This window comes from Moraxella sp. CTOTU46934, assembly GCF_031979465.1.
Classification (GTDB): domain Bacteria; phylum Pseudomonadota; class Gammaproteobacteria; order Pseudomonadales; family Moraxellaceae; genus Faucicola; species Faucicola tetraodonis.
In genome coordinates this window covers 109,747-124,887 of record NZ_DALZEG010000003.1, presented here as the reverse complement: position 1 = coordinate 124,887, position 15,141 = coordinate 109,747, and the positions used below count along the sequence as shown (strand labels likewise).

General features: G+C 43.5%; 15 protein-coding genes. 6 read left to right on the top strand and 9 right to left on the bottom strand.

Features of this window, described 5'->3' with window-relative positions; translation table 11 throughout:
• Nucleotides 1-2 precede the first annotated feature (2 nt).
• From thiE to RTN07_RS04265, 5 genes are all read right to left on the bottom strand, one after another.
• Nucleotides 3-665, bottom strand: coding sequence for a thiamine phosphate synthase (gene thiE / locus RTN07_RS04285; RefSeq protein WP_312176040.1), 663 nt, complete (start codon nt 663-665; stop codon nt 3-5).
• Nucleotides 655-1,116 carry a GNAT family N-acetyltransferase gene (locus tag RTN07_RS04280; RefSeq protein ID WP_312176038.1) on the bottom strand — a complete coding sequence of 154 codons (462 nt, stop codon included), beginning with the start codon at nt 1,114-1,116 and terminating at the stop codon, nt 655-657. The genes thiE and RTN07_RS04280 overlap by 11 nt, the downstream gene beginning before the upstream one ends.
• 31 nt (nt 1,117-1,147) lie before the next feature.
• A complete protein-coding gene (locus RTN07_RS04275; RefSeq protein ID WP_312176035.1) occupies nt 1,148-2,080 on the bottom strand; it encodes a lantibiotic ABC transporter permease in 933 nt (310 codons plus the stop codon).
• Between the two features lie 265 nt (nt 2,081-2,345).
• Nucleotides 2,346-2,648, bottom strand: coding sequence for a polyhydroxyalkanoic acid system family protein (locus RTN07_RS04270; RefSeq protein WP_076776268.1), 303 nt, complete (start codon nt 2,646-2,648; stop codon nt 2,346-2,348).
• 72 nt (nt 2,649-2,720) lie between these two features.
• Nucleotides 2,721-3,320: a TetR/AcrR family transcriptional regulator gene (locus RTN07_RS04265; protein WP_282849521.1), complete on the bottom strand. Its 600-nt coding sequence runs from the start codon at nt 3,318-3,320 to the stop codon at nt 2,721-2,723.
• Nucleotides 3,321-3,540: 220 nt separating this feature from the next.
• On the opposite strand from RTN07_RS04265, the gene RTN07_RS04260 reads away from it, so the two are divergent.
• The 5 genes from RTN07_RS04260 (at nt 3,541) to RTN07_RS04240 (ending at nt 8,951) form a co-directional block, all read left to right on the top strand.
• Nucleotides 3,541-4,290 carry an SDR family NAD(P)-dependent oxidoreductase gene (locus tag RTN07_RS04260; protein ID WP_312176027.1) on the top strand — a complete coding sequence of 250 codons (750 nt, stop codon included), beginning with the start codon at nt 3,541-3,543 and terminating at the stop codon, nt 4,288-4,290.
• A 33-nt stretch (nt 4,291-4,323) separates the two neighbouring features.
• Entirely contained in the window at nt 4,324-6,012 is a 1,689-nt protein-coding gene (locus RTN07_RS04255; protein ID WP_312176025.1) for an NAD(P)/FAD-dependent oxidoreductase, read from the top strand.
• A gap of 6 nt (nt 6,013-6,018) precedes the next feature.
• The gene (locus tag RTN07_RS04250; RefSeq protein WP_312176022.1) at nt 6,019-6,960 is read left to right on the top strand and encodes a DUF1365 domain-containing protein; all 942 of its coding nucleotides are present in this window, start codon (nt 6,019-6,021) and stop codon (nt 6,958-6,960) included.
• 29 nt (nt 6,961-6,989) lie between these two features.
• Nucleotides 6,990-8,462: a class I SAM-dependent methyltransferase gene (locus tag RTN07_RS04245; RefSeq protein ID WP_312176019.1), complete on the top strand. Its 1,473-nt coding sequence runs from the start codon at nt 6,990-6,992 to the stop codon at nt 8,460-8,462.
• A 72-nt stretch (nt 8,463-8,534) separates the two neighbouring features.
• Entirely contained in the window at nt 8,535-8,951 is a 417-nt protein-coding gene (locus tag RTN07_RS04240; RefSeq protein WP_312176017.1) for a DUF2177 family protein, read from the top strand.
• A 73-nt stretch (nt 8,952-9,024) separates the two neighbouring features.
• Here the strand turns inward: RTN07_RS04240 and RTN07_RS04235 are convergent, their stop codons facing one another.
• The 3 genes from RTN07_RS04235 to RTN07_RS04225 form a co-directional block, all read right to left on the bottom strand.
• Complete coding sequence (locus RTN07_RS04235) at nt 9,025-9,756, bottom strand: SDR family NAD(P)-dependent oxidoreductase (protein WP_312176013.1); 732 nt, start codon at nt 9,754-9,756, stop codon at nt 9,025-9,027.
• Between the two features lie 3 nt (nt 9,757-9,759).
• Nucleotides 9,760-10,794, bottom strand: coding sequence for an NAD(P)/FAD-dependent oxidoreductase (locus tag RTN07_RS04230; RefSeq protein ID WP_312176010.1), 1,035 nt, complete (start codon nt 10,792-10,794; stop codon nt 9,760-9,762).
• A gap of 157 nt (nt 10,795-10,951) precedes the next feature.
• Nucleotides 10,952-11,467 carry a fasciclin domain-containing protein gene (locus RTN07_RS04225; RefSeq protein WP_312176007.1) on the bottom strand — a complete coding sequence of 172 codons (516 nt, stop codon included), beginning with the start codon at nt 11,465-11,467 and terminating at the stop codon, nt 10,952-10,954.
• A 263-nt stretch (nt 11,468-11,730) separates the two neighbouring features.
• Here RTN07_RS04225 and RTN07_RS04220 point away from each other — a divergent pair, with 263 nt between their 5' ends.
• Nucleotides 11,731-13,176 carry an FAD-dependent monooxygenase gene (locus RTN07_RS04220; protein ID WP_312176004.1) on the top strand — a complete coding sequence of 482 codons (1,446 nt, stop codon included), beginning with the start codon at nt 11,731-11,733 and terminating at the stop codon, nt 13,174-13,176.
• 83 nt (nt 13,177-13,259) lie between these two features.
• Here RTN07_RS04220 and RTN07_RS04215 read toward each other — a convergent pair whose 3' ends face one another.
• Entirely contained in the window at nt 13,260-14,924 is a 1,665-nt protein-coding gene (locus RTN07_RS04215; RefSeq protein WP_312176001.1) for a fatty acid--CoA ligase, read from the bottom strand.
• Between the last annotated feature and the right edge of the window lie 217 nt (nt 14,925-15,141).

Sequence of the window (15,141 nt, the reverse complement as noted above, 5' to 3'; positions counted from 1 at the left end):
ATTTATTTAATTTTTATTATTTCTTTAAGCTGTTCACTGGCAAGTTTGACATCTTTTTGCCCCAAAATTGCAGAAACGACTGCCACGCCGTCAATCACACCACCAGTGGACATTTCGGCAGATTGCAGCGCTTGTTGTAAGGCGGGCAGGGTGGTGTGATTGATACCACCAATGGCGACAATCGGAAGGGTTACCGATTGTCGAATATCATTTAAGGTCTCAACGCTGACTGTTTGGGCATCGGCTTTGGTGGATGTGGCAAACATCGCGCCAACGCCCAAATAATCTGCGCCGTCTGCTTGCGCTTGGATGGCTTGCTGGGCGGTGCGCGTGGAAACCCCAATGATTTTATCTTTGCCTAAAAGTTGCCGAACCACGCCACACGGCAAATCACTTTGACCGATATGCACCCCATCTGCCTCAACTGCGAGGGCGATATCGACACGGTCATTAATCAGTAATGGCACGTTATAGTGGTGGCAAATCGCTTTGATACGCAGTGCGCACTCATAGAACGCTTTGCTAGCAATCGATTTTTCTCGAAGCTGCACCAATGTCACGCCGCCCAATATCGCTTGTTCAACGGCTTGTTCAAGCGTCTGCTGTTGCAGGCAATTGCTATCTGTGACCAAATACAGCTGATAATCAGCACGGTTAAGCATCATGTTTGACTTCCAATATCATATTGACATGCTCAATGCCATCTTCAAGGTAACAGTCACCTTGTATACAAAAGCCGAGCGCTTGATAAAAGTGGATCAGATAAGTTTGAGCGGCGATAAAAATCGGCTGGCTAGGGTAGTATTGCTGGCAAATTTCAATGGCTTTTTGCATCAAATCACGCCCATAATGATGACCACGAAAATCGCCAACCGTTAACACGCGACCAATCGCGACATAACCCAAATAATGATAATCGGGTGGGATAATCCGCGCATAACACGCCAGACTATTATCAATAAAACCCTGTAAATGCCAACACAGCAAATCTGTGTCATCAATGTCTGGATAAGCGCAATGTTGCTCTACAACAAACACCTCACAGCGCGCCCTAAAAATGTCATACAAGGCTTGTGATGATAATTGTGGCAGTAGATTGAGTTGAAACGTTAGCATACGAATAAATCAAACGCATTGAACATCAGCATTATTTTAGGCTGGTTTGGCTGTCGATAGTATGCCATTTGACCATCTTTTTACCCAATAACGGCAAGCAAAACGAAGGCAACTGATACGCGCCAATCAGCGGTAAAAACATCGCACCCATAAACGGCGTGGTGATGGTGTACGCCAATAACACATTGCGACCACCGCAAGCCAGCGCAGAGATAATGGCGTTTTCATAGCCAAAGCGGCGGTATAAAAAATAGGCAGAAAAGTAAAATACTAACGACAAGGCAGTGCCCAAACCAAACAAGCTTAACGCCTGGATGGGATTGGTGTCAAAGGTATGTCTAAATCCCGACATCAATCCAAGCGGAAACATCATCAGTAGAATAATGTTAAACTTGGCAATTTTTGGATAATAAGTATTGAGCGTATCACGGGGAATATATTGCCGTGCCGCAACCGCCAAAATCATGGGGGCGATAATGTAAATCAACAACCGCTTAATATACAGGACAAAGTCTAAATGGGCGTCCTTGCTGCCAAGTAACCACAATATCACCAGTAAGCTAACAGGCATGACCAACGTGGCTGTGATGGTTTTTGCCATTGCTAGCAGTGCATCAAAACCAACTGCATTCACAATAGCGCCCGTACCAAATAGCGGTGCGGTGGCTGACAGACCCGCGATAGCCAACAACAAATCACCACGGACACCCAGTAAATAAGCAATCAAGGTAATCGCCAAGCTCATCAGCGCACTTTGGAATAGAGCAAACCCCCAAACATATTGCGTCGTCATGCGTCTAATCAGCTGGGTTTGGTCAATGCCCAACAAGGTAAAAAACATCAAGAAAAATAAAATCTGCGGCAGAAGCCCAAGGACAAAATGCGACAAGTCAGGAAATATAAATCCAATCACACCAAACAATGGCATAAAAATCGTACTGTGACGGGCAATAAATCCAATCATGATAAATCCTTGGCGATTTTAATGATAAACAAACAAACCATAAATAAATAAATAAATAAATAAATAATTGAGTGAGCATACTACTCATTATTGATTGATAAATGCAAATGGTTTTGCTGCTAATTGTCATTTCATCATTAAATTAATCACAGTGCCATATATACCATTTTTGACGCCGATAGCTTTTATTTCGCATAATGTATATTATGTTAAATAAAATAATTCAAGCTAAACGCTAACTGCCACTCAAACCTCACTGTATCTGCTAACGGTCTTTTACAGCTTGCAATGCGTTATCAAGATTTTGGTTCACTGTCTTTTCTATCAGCGGCAAAAAACTTTTGAATAAAAAACCAAGCTTTGCTTGCATCTCAAATACTTTATCATCCACTGTTAACGTACCTGTCACACCGGCACGAGAAAAGTTGACGCGTATTTGCTCATCACTGCGCACTACATCGCAATGCATTTTATAGTCTTTTTCTGCTGAGACAATCCAGTCTTCGGTTATCTCAAAGGCTTGCGCTTTACTGATGCCATGCTCACGATGAATCACAAAATTACTCATACTTTTCTACTTTTTTTCTACGCTGTCTTGGGTTTTTAGCTGTCTATTTTTAATGGTCTGCATTAGCTTAATCTAGGTTAACCCTTCAAAACACGTGCGGGTCACGATAGTGATAATCTCATCATCGTCATACAGCTGAGATGAGCGTAAAAACCCCAGTACAGGGTCACAAGCTCTGGCATACAAGGTGTATAAAATTGCCAGTCCTGGTATATTGCTTTGCAACTTGCCCTCTGCTTGCGCTTGCTCAATCCATTCACCGATGCTATCTGACAACATGACCAAGTTGTTGGTGTAATCGTCATTGGCGATTAGCAGCTCGCGCAGCTGGGAGTTCTCACTCGGCAGATTTGGCATTTTTTGCGCAAGTTTTAGTCGCATCGCCCACTGTGTCAGCGCTTTGAGCTTATCGATGGCGGTTTGGTCGGTCGCATTTAGCTGATTGATGACCCCAAGCGCTTTGTGCATGATATCAACCAGTGCTGCCATGCCTAACGCTTCTTTACTGGGAAAATGTCGATACAATGACGCCTTGGCAATCCCTACCGTATCAGCAATCTCATCGACGGTCATCGCGTCATAGCCTTTGGTGGCTAACAAATGATTGACCGTTTCAATAATCAGCGACTCACGCTCTAGCATCATTCGCTGTTTAAACGTTAACTTTTTCATCACAATTTTCTAATGTTCAGGTTTCTAATATTTATGAGGTTAAAAATTAGCTAATATTATACTACAAATGTTTTTATGATACTTATTATTTGATTATATACTAATAATTATATTTTTATACTAAATAGTATAAAACCTATTGCCAACCATCCGCTACTCTTTTATAGTATGCGGTAAGTCGTTTTCAAAATTTTGTATTGAGTTGTTATATTGAGTCGCTATGATGCCAACCCCCAATTCCTCAAAGCCTTTATCCATCGTCATTACAGGTGCAACCTCAGGCATCGGTTTACAGTTGGCGATGGATTATCTAAGCCAAGGGCACGATGTGTATACGGTGGGGCGAAACAGCGATGTTTTGCACACACTGGCAACGATGGGAGCAAAAACGATTCAGCTTGACTTAACCAAGTATGATGCCGTGATGCAAGCATTTAACGACATTAAAACGCTGGATTTATTCATTGCTGCGGCGGGTATTTGCGAATACATTGACATGCCAAACTTTGATTCGCGGTCTATCATGAGGGTGATGAACGCAAATTACGGCTCGTTAGTGCATGCCATCGAAGCGCTGTTACCCAGCCTCAAGGCAACTAAAGGTAAAATTGTCACCGTCGGCTCAGCTTCTGCTTTGGTGCCCTTTGTGCGTGCAGAGGGGTATGGTAGCTCAAAAGCGGCAATCCATTATCTGAGCAAAACCTTGCAAATGAGCCTGCAACCGTATGGGGTGAAAGTGGCTTTGGTAGTACCGGGCTTTGTCAAAACACCGATGACGCTGCAGAACGACTTTCCAATGCCTTTTTTGCAAACCGTACAGCAAGCCAGCCAAGCCATTCAACAAGGGATTGCCAATGATGATAATGTCATAGAATTTCCGCAGATATTGGTACAGCCCTTAAAGCTATTGGCGCAGTTACCTGATGCAGTATGGCATTTTGTGGGTTCAAAACTTTCTCATACAACTTAATCATTTGACTTGGCTTTAAAGGTATATCCGCACATGGCAGTGTTTACAAAAAAATCTCCGCACTCTAATCACAAAGTCCCCAAGACTTTAGTGGCTAATTCTATAGTAGCCAAGCCTACTAAGCCAAATAGTAGCACACCAAAGATTGCCATTATTGGCAGTGGGGTATCAGGGCTAACGTGTGCGTATTATCTCAAAGACAGTCATGCAGTGACGATGTTTGAAAGCAATGATTATCTGGGCGGGCATGTCAATACGCTGGATGTCACTGTTACCGAGCGCTCACTTTTTGACAATCCTTTTTTTAACAACCCGTTTAGACCATCAACGGAAAAAGTCGCCATCGATACAGGCTTTATTGTATTTAATGAGCGTACTTACCCCAATTTTATTCGCCTGCTTGATGAACTCAACGTGCCATTTCAAAAAGCTGAAATGAGTTTTTCGGTTAAAAATACTTATATTAATTTTGAATACAATGGCCACACTTTAAACAGTCTTTTTTCTCAGCGTCGCCATGTGCTAAGCCCTCGATTTTGGCAATTTGTTCAGCAGATTTTACGCTTTAATCGCGAGACCAAATCACTATTAGCAAATTTTCGCCAAGCCGATAAAATGCAGCAAGCGACTTTAAGCCAGCAAACACTCGGGGATTATTTAGACAGTCATGACTATGGCGAGTTGTTTAAAACCAACTACTTGGTGCCGATGGTATCTGCGATTTGGTCGATGGGAATGGACGACGCCAAGCGTTTTCCCCTACTCTTTTTTGCCCAGTTTTTTGATAATCATGGGCTGCTAGATGTGGTCAATCGCCCACAGTGGTTTACCCTAGTGGGCGGCTCAAAGCAATACGTCAATGCCTTAATCACTCGGCTCGCTGCAGCAGGTACAACCCTGTATATCAATACCCCAGTGCAATCGGTGACGCGTGGCAAGGATGGCGTTAGCATTGAATTTATTCATCAAGGTAAGCGTCAAACCCAAGTGTTTGATGATGTTGTATTTGCTTGCCATGCCGATGTAGCAAGACGTCTACTAGCTGATATCACTGAGACTGAATCGGCTATTTTAGGGGCTTTTGAGTATACAGATAACGAAGCGGTTTTGCATACTGACACCCAAGTTCTACCCAAAAAACCGCTGGCTTGGGCAAGTTGGAATTACGCGATAGATAAACCCACCGCGCGCGTGGCTGACCAAAAACCTATATTGACGTATCACATGAATATCCTTGAACGATTGACGGCAAAACATAACTATTTGGTGACGCTTAATACGCCGATTAATGAGGCGCATGTCATCAAACATGTGGATTATCGCCACCCTGTGTATGACAACAAAATGACCGATGCCCAAAAACGCTGGCATGAAATTTCAGCAAAGCGGCATACCCATTTTTGTGGTGCTTATTGGTTTAATGGGTTTCATGAAGATGGGGTAAAAAGTGGCTTGCGGGTATGCCAAAGTTTGGGGGTGGATATCGACATTTTGGTCACTACCAATACCACAGCTGCCTCAACCGCTGCACAAATCAAACGGCTGTCTAAGCTAAGCAATAAGCCCAGCAAACCGTCGGCAAAATTTACCGTATCAAAGTTACCGAGCGACGCTAACAAAAAACGCTCGGTGCTGCAGCGACGGCAAGTAACCGCCACGACCAACCATGCGTTTTGCCAAAATCTAGCGCATGATGGTTTGTGCAACACCCCTCAAAGGTAAATCATCATGACATTTGCCCATCAAATCCTGCAAGGTATGACTTGGCATGCCAGACAACTCCCTACCCCTCATGAATTTCATTACCCCTATCGGTTTTGGGCAGTCAATTTAACCCAGCTAGCGGACAATCCATTACCTAAGGTCAATATAGGCGCCAGTCATGTGCCAACATGGTTGCCCCAATGGCTGAAAAAAAAATGGCTGAAAAAATCGCTGCAACAATCATTGACTCTCCCTCTGCTATCGCAGCACCATTGGGCGCTTTATCAATTCCATCAAGAAGATTATTTTGCTATCAATCGATTAGACCCCTCTTTGGACAACTGTCTAACCGCTTCAGTAGGACAACCTGCGCCATCGGCTAGTTTATTGGTCAAAGCCCAACAAACTTGGCAGCAATTGACTGGCAGTCAGCCGACTGGCGAGGTGGTGGCTTTGGTCGTGTTACGTAATATGGGTTGGTATTTTAGCCCAGTTAATTTTTATATTGGCTTTGATGAGAACCACCAGCCAAGCCATTTTTTGGCAGAAGTCTCTAATACCCCTTGGAACAAACGCCATTACTATGGTTTTTTACTCACAGGTGAAAAGACCTTGTACCAACATGACAAAGGTTTTCATGTATCGCCTTTTAATCCCATCAATCAGCAATATCATTGGCGTGTTGAGATTCACCCTAAACGCTATGCATCGGCAAATGACAATCCCGAGCAAAATGGCTTTGATGTTGTGATTGATATTGGACTGACAGATAGCCGCGGCAAAGTGTTTAATGCAGGCGTGAGTCTAAAAGGCGTTCAATTGGACGAGGCTTCGGTGATAACGGCAATTAAGCGCCGACCCTGGATGAGTGCCACATCATTACTGCAAATTTACTGGCAGGCTTTTAAATTATACGTGCTAAAACGTGTACCTTATCAAGCTTATAACCAACGTTTACCCCAATAGTTAACTGAAATTTTTTATGGGAATTGACTATGACACCATCTTCTTTAGAGGCTAAAAACACTGCAACCTCTCACCCGTCAAATCACCTATCAAAAGGTAAGGAGACTTTGGTGAAACGCCGTCAATCCGATTTAGCCAAGCGGCGCTCGTTTACGGATTATCTACCCTACCCAATTGTTGACCATCTGCTCACGCCTGTTCAACAAAGTGCGGCAAAAGCGGCACGGCAAATAATATTTTTATTGCTATCAAAGCTTAAACAGGGTCATCTAACCGTGATTGAAACCTTTCATCAGTCTAACAATGTAGCGACTAAGGCAGCGACTCATAAAACCTTTGGTGTTAGGGTGATGGATACTGAGCCTCTAACACAGTCACCAGTGACCGATACACAACGAACACTAGGGGAACAAATTGGCAATCATCCTTTGGCAGTGACAATCACCATCCATTCACCGCAGGTGTATCAACACCTATTAACAGGCGGCTCGATTGCTTTTGCTGATGATTATATTGATGGTTTGTGGAAAGCCGATGATTTAACAGCATTTTTACGCTTGATTGCCCGCAATTTGACCCTCATCAATACCATAGAAGCCAAATTTGCCAATTTGACCAAACGCTGGGAGCACCGTCAACACCGCAATCGGCATAATGATAAACGCAACGCAAAATCCAATATTTTAGCCCATTATGATATTGGCAATGCGATGTATGCATTATTTTTGGATGAGCGCATGATGTATTCATCGGCAATTTATCCGACACCCTCATCAAGCTTGGCGGCAGCACAAACCCACAAGTTGGCAAAAATTTGTGAATTGGCTGAGTTAACAGCTGACGACCATGTCATTGAAATCGGCACGGGCTGGGGTGGGTTTGCTATTTATGCCGCGACCAAATATGGCTGCCGCGTCACCACCACAACTATCTCAGACGCGCAGTATGAAGAAGCCAAACGGCGCATTGCCGCTGCCAATCTAACCGACAAAATCACCCTGCTAAAGCAAGACTATCGTGAGCTTACCGGCAAGTATGACAAGCTGGTCAGTATTGAGATGATTGAAGCGGTCGGTCATGAATATCTGCCAGATTTTTTTGCCCAGTGTAATCGATTGCTCAAAGATAATGGGCTGATGGTATTACAAGCGATTACCTTTAATGATCGGGGGTATCAAAAATATTTGCACGCTGTGGATTTTATCCAAACCCATGTTTTCCCAGGCGGGTGTTTATTGCCTAACAGTGAAATTCTCAGCCAAGCGCGTGACCATACCGATATGCAAGTAACGTCATTGGTTGATTATGGCTATGATTATGCGCGTACCTTGATTGATTGGCGTTATAATTTTATGCAGGCGCTACCGCAGCTCAAGGCACTTGGCTATGACGATGCGTTTATGCGTTTGTGGCATTTTTATTTTGCGTACTGTGAAGCAGGATTTTTGGAAAAAACCATTGGCGTGGTGCAAGTACGCCTTGAAAAAGCCCAGTACCGTTAACCCAATTTGCGCGGCAAAGGGTTCAGGACAATGGGTTCAGGACAATTAATAACAGGACACAAGGATTTAGCAATGGCACCATTAAACTATCTGTGGGTATATCTGATCGCCGTCATGGTATTTTTGGGTATTGATGCCGTATGGCTTAAAACCATGACCCAACGCTTTTATGCACCGCGCATTGGACATTTACTCAGTGAATCACCCAATATGACCGCAGCAGGCGTGTTTTATCTATTTTATATTTTTGCCCTTTGTGTGGTGGTCATCTACCCGCAGCTAAAAGCTCACGCATCATTGGCAGTATTGGCAGGATATGGTGTGGTCATCGGGCTGATGGCATATGGAACGTATGATTTTACAAGCTTAGCATTACTTAAAGGTTATGATAAAACTGCGGCACTGGTTGATTTTATTTGGGGCGGCTTGGTCACAGGATTAACTTGCGTGATTGTGGGCGTCATCTACAAAAACTGGTTGGTGGATTAGGCTTACGCTAGGTACGAAGCTACCACCCTAATACAAGGCTAAGGCACAATTTTAAGACTGATTTAAGGCAGATTTAAGGCAAAATTTCTTTGCCGTCCCAAGCCCAAATTTTCCCCGAATCTTTGGGTGTGAGCTGATGCAAAACCTTAAGTAAACTTTGCGCGGAAAACGCTGCGGTAAATAACTTGCCTTCTGCTACATTTTTTTGAAATGGTTTGGATAACTCACTGTCTACCGTGCCAGGGTGCAAAGCAACAATAATCGCGTTGGGGTTTTTTCGTTGCAGTTCGATGCTTAAATTTTTAATGCCCATATGTAAACTTGCTTTTGCCATCCGATAACCATACCACCCGCCCAAGCGATTATCTGAAATACTCCCTACCCGTGCCGACAATACGGCAAATAGCGACTGTGAGGATTTGTTTAAGGCGGGCAAGGCGTATTTGGCAATCATCATTGGTAATACCGCATTGACATGGAAATATTGATGCAGCTGATCGGCTGTGATATCACGCAGCGATTTTTCAGGCGCGATGTGTTGAGCGTCGATTTTAGACTCATGTAATAACCCAATCGTCACAATGACACTGTCCAACGCTTGAGTGCTGCTTATCTCTTTGATAAGCGCGGCGACAGCCAGTTCATCATCAAAATCAAGCTGATGAGGGACGATATGGGGGTGGCTAAATGCCGGGGGTTTTCTGGCAATGGCATGAATGGTGGCATTTGGATAGGCGATAGCCAAACAATCACAAAATGCCTTTCCAATCGCGCCAGAAGCACCAAATATGGCGATATGTTGCATACGCTACTCGCTTTTTAGTAATTCAATCATCGCTTTTGCCAGTTTTTGACCGCTTAAGTAGGCAGACTCGACATCACCCTTAAGTAGCCAGTCCCCACAAACACCGATGTTTTGGTCGCTATCTAGTAGATAGCCTAACTGGTGGTTACCTGATTGAAGGTTAACCGCTTCGCCTGTGGCATAGCGCCAGTGGTGTATGTCTTTGTGTGCTGCATTCGATAAATCGATACCCAATACTTGACTCGCCGCTTGTGTCAAATGGTTGATACAGGCAGTTTTATCCTCCTCAATATGTGTATTGGTCCATGCTGGGGTACTATGAATCACAAGGCTATAACCGCCTTCGCGATGGGGTTTTGCACTATTGACGATGATTTTATCGATATCCTCACCCTCGATTTTGGCATATTCATAGTCTAAAGCCAGCGGTGTATCAAATCCCAGCATCAGCACACTAGAGGGCATGAGCGCATATTTATTCAACACTTTGGTATGTAGCGATGTTTGAGCAAAGCTTTTTGCTTGTTCTACAGGCATTGCCGAAATAATCCAATCAAACTGACCCAATGTTTCACCCTTGTCACTTAACAACTCCCAACTATTAAAAATCGGATGATGGTCAATGATAGAGGCTACTCTAGTATTGCGCTGCACAGTTAAGCCACTGGCGAGACGTTTACCAATGGCATTCATGGCGGGTATGCCGACATAGTACTTAGAATAACAGCCAGACACTCTGGGCATGGAATGTGGTTTGGTAGATACAAAGGAATTATCGGGGGTAGCTTGGTCAACTGCCCATACTGCAACCACCCCTTCAGCGAGTAATTGATTGACAAAACCTTGAAAATCTTCGTCACTGGCAGTAAATGCCGCAACACCATGATCAAAATAAAATGGTTCAGCACGACGCGTTGCCAGTCGCCCACCAATGCCACGGGATTTTTCAAAAATCACTACGTCGTGCCCTGCTTGTTGCAACGCTTTACCACAAGTTAACCCTGCCAATCCTGCACCGATAATGGCAATCCGTTTCATAGTTTTACCCGCTCTATACGATTTTTGAAAGTTAAAAAAATAGCGATGACTCGTATCACCGCTATGCCATCAGACCAATAAATTGTTGGCTAGTATAGCTAAAGATAATTATGCTTAAAGACAACAATTTATGGCCGATAACTTTATCTATGATAACTTATCTTTTTGGCAAAATGACACGGTCAATCACATGTACCACACCATTGCTCGCTTTGATATCTGTGGTGACAATGTTGGCAACACGTCCATTGGCGTCTTGTAATTTACCATTTGAAGTCACCATGACGTTTTGACCTTGTAAGGTTTTAACCATACCTGGCTTGACATCTTTTGCCATCACTGTGGCTGGCAGCACATGATAAGTTAACACAGATTGCAGTAACGGTTTGTTTGCAAACAATTGCGCTTTGGTCATACCGAGCTCAGCCAGTAGATTGGCAAAGGCAGCATTGGTCGGCGCAAATACGGTGATGTTTTTAGTGGTCGCGACGGTGTCGGCTAAACCTGCGGCTACCACCGCTTCAACCAATATTGAAAAATCTGGATTTGATTTTGCCACATCAACAATATTAGCCGTGTGCATCGGTGCATGAGCGGTATGGGTTGGCGTTGTTGCACAACCGGTTAATAATGTGGTAGAAATCGCCGCTGCTAGGAAGGCTTGTTTTAACATACTTATTTTCCTTATTTAATTATGATTGTTGGATAAAATACAGGTTAGCTTTTTAAGCTAAATTAACTTTAACTGATAACATTAGAATTTTCAATATATTTTTATACTAAAAAGTATAAAAAATACTACTTATTTTAATATATACTATTGGGTAAAATTCATTAACAACAAAAGCGACAATTACTGCATAAATGTCACAGTAACTAGATTATTTTCCGCTACAATTTATTTCTTAACTTTGGGCAACGCATAAGGGCAAAATTATGTACGTTAATTCAAGTACGCAATCACCGACTGTAGCAGTGATTGGCGGTGGTTCAGCAGGTTCTACGATTGCTATACGGCTGGCGATGGCGGGCATCCATGTGCATTTGATTGAAAAAAATGCCAGCCTTATCAACGCCCCGCCCATGTGTCATCTGCATGCAGGTGGCAATTTGTACCGCGAAATCAGTGATGAAGATTGCCGCATGTTGATGCGCCAATGTATTGATATTGCCAAGTTATATCCAGAGAGTATTGATGTGCGCCCCACCCTCATCACAGTGCCAAAACGCGATAACAATACCGCCACTGACTTACTGCCACGTCTTGATATGTTAACGGCTTACTATCAATCCTTGGTTGATGCTGACCCTAGCAACCAAGTGTTGGGCAAAGTTCAAGATTATTACCGAGTGTATGACAAGCAGCGAATTCAACAGCTAATTCACTTAGAAGCTAAAGACATTCCGACCACCACGGATGAGTGGGTTGTGGCAGCTCTTAGAGTAATGGATTTAGAAAAACTGCAATACCCAATCATTGCGGTGCAAGAATTTGGCTGGAATATTTTTAGACTCTCTGCCAGTGCTTTTTTACAATTGCAGCGCCTACAAAGCGCTCAAGTACATCTAAATGCCCAAGTTGATGATTTAAAACGTCATATGGATGGCTGGCAAGTGTCATTTACCGATGAACATGGTGAGCTACAGCGTATCTATGCTGATTTTGTGGTCAATGCTTGCGGGTTTAGAACCGGTATCATTGATGACAAAGCAGGCGTGCATATCAAGCGCATGGTTGAATTTAAAGCTTCTTATATCAGTGAATGGCGTGATTATAAGGGGCGTTTGCCTGAGATTATTTTTCATGGTGAGCGTGGCACGCCCAATGGCATGGCGCAGTTCACCCCTTATCCTGATGGGTTTTTTCAGTTACATGGCATGACCGAAAACATCACTTTATTTAATGATGGGTTGACCAAAGCCACACAAGAAAGCAGCCAACCGCCCATTAATCCACAATACCTAAGTTATATTGAAAACGGCTGGGAGCCAAACGCCCTAAAACAGCGCACCCAAAACGCCATAGATTATGTCAGTGAATTTGTGCCAAGTTTTCGAACTGCACAAGCGGGAAATAATGCGTTATATGGTGGGCAGCAAGTACCGAGTGATGATATTACCGTGCGCGTCGCAGATTTGCAGGTGTTTGCCAAGCTGCGTTATGCGGTGGCAGAAAATGTGAAAGCCAATTCTACCCTAGATGTGGCGGATAAAGTCATGGATGCGCTAGTTGACGCTAATTTAATAGAAAAATCTGCTTGCAAGCGTCCCAACTGGCACAAAATTGATGTCAATGAGGTCAATATAGTCGCACGCGATATTGCCAAAGCCCGACATTACCCGTTACCGATGGCAAAGGTCAATCAGCGCTTACTGGTTTGATGGATTGCGGGCTTGATAAAAAAGGTAGAAACAATTCTACCTTTTTTACTTTGCTTTTTAATTTATTGTGATTAAGTAACAGTTTAAGCAAATAGCCCTTGGGCATATTGATCGCGGATGACTTTTTTGTCAATTTTACCCACGCTAGTTTTTGGCAATTCAGCGATGAATTTCACATCCTGCGGAATACCATATTTTGGCAAATGGCCGCGCTCATACGCTTGCTGAGCAATCGCGATGATGTCTTCGGCTTTGGTGTCTTGATAATCGGGTTTGAGCACAATTAATGCCATCGGACGTTCACCCCAGCGCGCATCAGGAATCGCAATCACAGCAATATCGGCAACGCTTGGATGTAATGACATGATGGTTTCTATTTCAAGCGAAGATATCCATTCGCCCCCCGATTTGATGACATCTTTTAGCCGGTCGGTGATTTTGACATTGCCTTTTGCGTCCATCCAACCGATGTCTTGGGTGTGCAGATAACCACCTTCCCACAGCTCGTTGCCTGCGTCCTGATTTTTGTAGTAACTCTGCGTCAACCAAGGTGAACGCACCACGATTTCGCCTGTGGATGTGCCATCGTTTGGCATACGTTTGCCGTTGTGCCAGATTTGCAAATCGACCAATGGCACCGGCGAGCCAGACAAGCAGCGATGCTCAATTTGTTGTTCTTCGCTCATGTGTTGGAAGGTTTCATCAAAGCTGACAATGCTGATAATAGGACAAGTCTCTGACATGCCATAGCCCGTGCAAACTTCGATGCCGCTGGCTACAGCCATTTTGGCAAGTCCTTGATTAAGCTTAGAGCCGCCGACGACCATTTTTAAGCCGTTGAATTTTTCTTGGCGTCTGTTGATTTCACCCAGTAGCATTTGCAAAATCGTTGGTACGCCATGCGTGGTGGTGACATTGTGTTTTTTTACCAAGTCAACCATGGTGGAAGGCACATAGCGACCTGGATAGATTTGCTCCAGTCCTAGCATGGTTGCGACAAAAGGGAAACCCCAAGCATGAACATGGAACATAGGCGTCATTGGCATATAGACATCTGAGTAGCGCAGCCCTTGACCTTCAATATTAAGTGCATTGGCAATTGCAACGATGAGAGTATGCATGACGATTTGACGATGGCTAAAAAATACGCCTTTGGGATTGCCTGTTGTACCGCTGGTATAGAAGGTTGTGGCAATGGTGTTTTCATCAAAATCTTCAAACTCGTACTCATCGCTGGCTTGTGCTAGCATGGCTTCATATTCGCCTTGGGCATATGGAGCCATTGGCGTGTTGTTATCATCCAACCAAATCACATGCTCGACCGATGGCGCATCTTGGGTGTGGCTTTTGATCATCGGTGAAAATTCTGAATTTAACAGTAGCGCTTTTGGTTTGGCGTGATTGATGGTATATAGCACTTTGTCTTCTGACAAACGCACATTGACGGTTTGCAAGATATAGCCACACATCGGGATGGCAAAATAACATTCCAAATAACGGTGTGTATCCCAATCCATGACCGCAACCACATCGCCTTTTTGTAGATTTAAGCCTTTTAAGACATTGGCTAAGCGATTGACACGTTTGAAAAACTCATGATACGTGTAACTGGTTTTGTCAGCGTAATGGATTTTTTTGTCACCAGAAACCACTTTGGCGCGAGACAATAAATTTTTGATAAGCAAGGGAAAACCATAAGCTTGGTCGGCTTGTAGGTAGTTTTCGTGTTGATTTAAAATAGCTGTCATAGAACATTCCTTTGTTGTGGTATAACTGTTGTTGTATAAACAACGAGTCAATCAAATATTGCTCGTCTAACTTTGCTGTGATTACTTCCTTGTGAATATTGACTATATACGAGCGTTATAACCAATACAACAAAAAATATGAAACTTTCCAGTTCAATATGTTTCATATTTTTACGCTTTTTTTACACTTTGGTGAAAAAAATTTTATTATAGGATT

Excerpts from the sequence above, each read along its gene's own strand:
- thiE (WP_312176040.1), bottom strand. The coding sequence starts at position 665 with ATGATGCTTAACCGTGCTGATTATCAGCTGTATTTGGTCACAGATAGC.
- RTN07_RS04280 (WP_312176038.1), bottom strand. The coding sequence starts at position 1,116 with ATGCTAACGTTTCAACTCAATCTACTGCCACAATTATCATCACAAGCC.
- RTN07_RS04275 (WP_312176035.1), bottom strand. The coding sequence starts at position 2,080 with ATGATTGGATTTATTGCCCGTCACAGTACGATTTTTATGCCATTGTTT.
- RTN07_RS04270 (WP_076776268.1), bottom strand. The coding sequence starts at position 2,648 with ATGAGTAATTTTGTGATTCATCGTGAGCATGGCATCAGTAAAGCGCAA.
- RTN07_RS04265 (WP_282849521.1), bottom strand. The coding sequence starts at position 3,320 with ATGAAAAAGTTAACGTTTAAACAGCGAATGATGCTAGAGCGTGAGTCG.
- RTN07_RS04260 (WP_312176027.1), top strand. The coding sequence starts at position 3,541 with ATGATGCCAACCCCCAATTCCTCAAAGCCTTTATCCATCGTCATTACA.
- RTN07_RS04255 (WP_312176025.1), top strand. The coding sequence starts at position 4,324 with ATGGCAGTGTTTACAAAAAAATCTCCGCACTCTAATCACAAAGTCCCC.
- RTN07_RS04250 (WP_312176022.1), top strand. The coding sequence starts at position 6,019 with ATGACATTTGCCCATCAAATCCTGCAAGGTATGACTTGGCATGCCAGA.
- RTN07_RS04245 (WP_312176019.1), top strand. The coding sequence starts at position 6,990 with ATGACACCATCTTCTTTAGAGGCTAAAAACACTGCAACCTCTCACCCG.
- RTN07_RS04240 (WP_312176017.1), top strand. The coding sequence starts at position 8,535 with ATGGCACCATTAAACTATCTGTGGGTATATCTGATCGCCGTCATGGTA.
- RTN07_RS04235 (WP_312176013.1), bottom strand. The coding sequence starts at position 9,756 with ATGCAACATATCGCCATATTTGGTGCTTCTGGCGCGATTGGAAAGGCA.
- RTN07_RS04230 (WP_312176010.1), bottom strand. The coding sequence starts at position 10,794 with ATGAAACGGATTGCCATTATCGGTGCAGGATTGGCAGGGTTAACTTGT.
- RTN07_RS04225 (WP_312176007.1), bottom strand. The coding sequence starts at position 11,467 with ATGTTAAAACAAGCCTTCCTAGCAGCGGCGATTTCTACCACATTATTA.
- RTN07_RS04220 (WP_312176004.1), top strand. The coding sequence starts at position 11,731 with ATGTACGTTAATTCAAGTACGCAATCACCGACTGTAGCAGTGATTGGC.
- RTN07_RS04215 (WP_312176001.1), bottom strand. The coding sequence starts at position 14,924 with ATGACAGCTATTTTAAATCAACACGAAAACTACCTACAAGCCGACCAA.